Source organism: Peribacillus sp. P4_C12 (assembly GCF_056402095.1).
In genome coordinates, this window is sequence record NZ_JBFUIB010000478.1 from 1 (window position 1) to 2756 (window position 2756).

Consider the following 2756-nt stretch of genomic DNA (forward strand, 5'->3'; position numbering starts at 1 on the left):
GGATTGATATCGAAAAAAAAGAAACACCCTTCACCTGCAGTTCGTGAATTTATCCAGTATATTTCTGCAGATTTACCTTTTAATCATGAAAAATAGGAATACTTTGAATGAATAATATGTATTTGACGACTTAAAAAACTGCGTTATACTTATTTCTGTCAAATACAAATAATATTTGGGATGAAATAACATGGAAAAAACGCGTCGGGACTTCCATTGGATCAATCCAAATGAAATTGTTGGAACTGTCGTGCTCTTGATTCCATATACAGGCTTCCCGCGTGTCTTGAACGGTCCAAAAGCGGTTAAAACGTTTTTGCTCAAAGAAATGAAATAATTAGGTAATTAGAAATGTCGGCATCATAATGTACCCCTAACACGCCTTAAACAACCACATGCTAAAGCAGGTGGATTTGGACATAAACGTCGACAGCTAAAGCCATCTCAAAGTGCTTAAGCTAAAGCATAATAAGGTTTTTGAGATATTCAGTCTCCAATCCTGAATATGTCGTTCTTTTCTTCATCGACTTGATTAGGGTATATGATTTCTGGTTCTTTCTTCTGTCATCGTTCCTACTATGGCTTGGAAGAAAAAATTTAATATCTAATCCTAATCGATTGTCGGAATATGTTTTACAAGAGTTATTAAAACAAATAAGCTTAGCGGAAATACAGATAAAAAGGAAAATTGGATATGTCAGAAGAATTGACTCAAGCTCAACAAGCATTTGGTAAAACGGATCTACTTGATCAATTATTAAAACCTGAAGTTCAAGAATCACTAACTACTTTAGTGGAGCAACTACCAAAGTTAACTGAGGTTGTAAATCTTTTAACAAAAACTTACGATTTAGCTCAAAACTTGCTAAAGTTCAGGTTCAAAGATGGCAAAATGAGCAGCCGTTCCTTCAATCGTAGGGATCCAAATTGTTATTCCCAACCATTCATTGGAAAATACGTGAGGTAAGCAGAGATTGTTTTTATCATATTTCAGCAAAAATATTCGGTTCCTTTTCCGCTATGCAGGACACGGATGAAAATCAAAGTAACACTTGAAAACAGCTGAAAGTTTACAATGAGCAGGACTGCATCAGCACGGAATTATTACAGGGAAAACCCATATGCATGTTAACAGAAGCCCTATGGTTTGTTGACCCAAGATTCTTGATTTCTACTCAAGTTGAAGCACGTTCTTTATCTGAAAGGTCTGGAATAATTCGCCATCATCGTCTATGCCATAGATTGACCAATTCCCCTATCAAAACACACATTTTCCCTAACAGTTCTTGTATTTCTATTAAACGAACCTGCTATACAATCTAAAATTGTAGTTTTTCTATCTCATTTCCTCCACAAAAAAGTACAAACAAAAAAGGCTGTAACCCTTGATAAATCAAGGATTCCAACCTTTCCAATTAAATGAACTGTGATGGGCTCGAACCGCCGACCCCAACCTTGTCAATCTTATAACCAAGCCCATCTTTCCCATCTTCATTTTTTTAAGCTTTTTTCGGTATTTCTGATGCCCATATCACTTTGGCTTCGCCATACCCCTTATTTATCCGTTTTTTTATAAAAAAGTGCTGAAGTTAGGCAGAATCTCTGCTAGCTTTCAGAGCTTTTGATTCACTCATAATAAGCTCTCAAAAAGTGAGTGGTTTCATACTAAAAAATCGCAACTATTTTATCAAGTATTCCAGTACTATCAAGAAATACGATGATAATAACTAAAGGAATAATGAACCTCATTATAAAAAACCATATATTAAATGCAGAAGCCCCTAAACGAGAATGCTGTAATAGTTCCTCTCTCAAAGTGCTTTTCTTAATCTTAAGTGGTACGAAAATAGAGATTAAAAACACTCCTAGTGGCATTAATATATTACTAACTAAATAATCGGCTGAATCAAATAAATTTTTCGAGAAGATTAACATATCAGCAAAAACACTATAGGATAATGCAGAGGGAATTCCTACTGCAAAAATTAAAACACCAATAATAAATGCATATTTTGTTCGCTTCTCCACTTTTCCTTTAATTAGTGATGCGACAATTATTTCTAACATAGAAAAAGCCGAAGTTAATGTGGCAAATAAAAATAATGCTAAAAAACCTAATAAGAAAACTTCTCCAAAAACAATTTGATTAAACACAGCAGGCAGTACAACAAACAACAAACCAGGTCCTTCAGCTGGTTCTAAACCTAGTGAAAATACAGCTGGGAAGATTGCTAATCCTGCTAATAAAGCAATGAATAAATTCATTGTAACGATTGAAATGGCCGGTTGAATTAAGCTTTCTTTTTTTGAAAGATATGAACTATAAGTAACCATTACTGATACGCCGACACTTAAGGAGAAAAACGCTTGACCCATCGCATACAGAATACTTTGAGATGTAATATTCGAGAAATCAGGTGCTAGAAAGAACTTCACACCTTCCATAGCGTTATCGAGTGTTAGTGAGCGAATGATTAGAACAAAAAATAGTAAAAATAAAGCGGGCATCAAAATTTTATTTACTTTTTCAATGCCATTTTGAATCCCCTTTGCTACAACTAAAACGGTAATCGCCAAAAATGCAAATTGAGCTACATTCACCAAGATAGGATTTCCAATCGTCTCGTTAAAAACAGATCCATAATCTGCGCCCTCACTAATTATTCCACCAAATAAACCTTTTGCAAAATAAATAACAATCCAACCACCAATTACACTATAAAAAGACAATAAAAGAAAACAGGTAAATACCCCTA

At 34.5% G+C, this 2756-nt stretch carries 2 protein-coding genes and 1 pseudogene; 2 read left to right on the plus strand and 1 reads right to left on the minus strand.

Annotation, left to right across the window (positions count from 1 at the left end; translation table 11 throughout):
* Nucleotides 1–190: 190 nt before the first annotated feature.
* Nucleotides 191–337: a carboxymuconolactone decarboxylase family protein gene (locus AC1DUW_RS25165; protein WP_161804913.1), complete on the plus strand. Its 147-nt coding sequence runs from the start codon at nt 191–193 to the stop codon at nt 335–337.
* Between the two features lie 357 nt (nt 338–694).
* A pseudogene (locus AC1DUW_RS25170) lies at nt 695–865 on the plus strand (DUF1641 domain-containing protein); the annotation flags it as partial.
* Nucleotides 866–1665: 800 nt separating this feature from the next.
* Here the strand turns inward: AC1DUW_RS25170 and AC1DUW_RS25175 are convergent.
* Nucleotides 1666–2756: sodium-dependent transporter (locus AC1DUW_RS25175; protein WP_477643754.1), on the minus strand; the 1091-nt coding region annotated here is incomplete at its 5' end.

Excerpts from the sequence above, each read along its gene's own strand:
- AC1DUW_RS25165 (WP_161804913.1), top strand. The coding sequence starts at position 191 with ATGGAAAAAACGCGTCGGGACTTCCATTGGATCAATCCAAATGAAATT.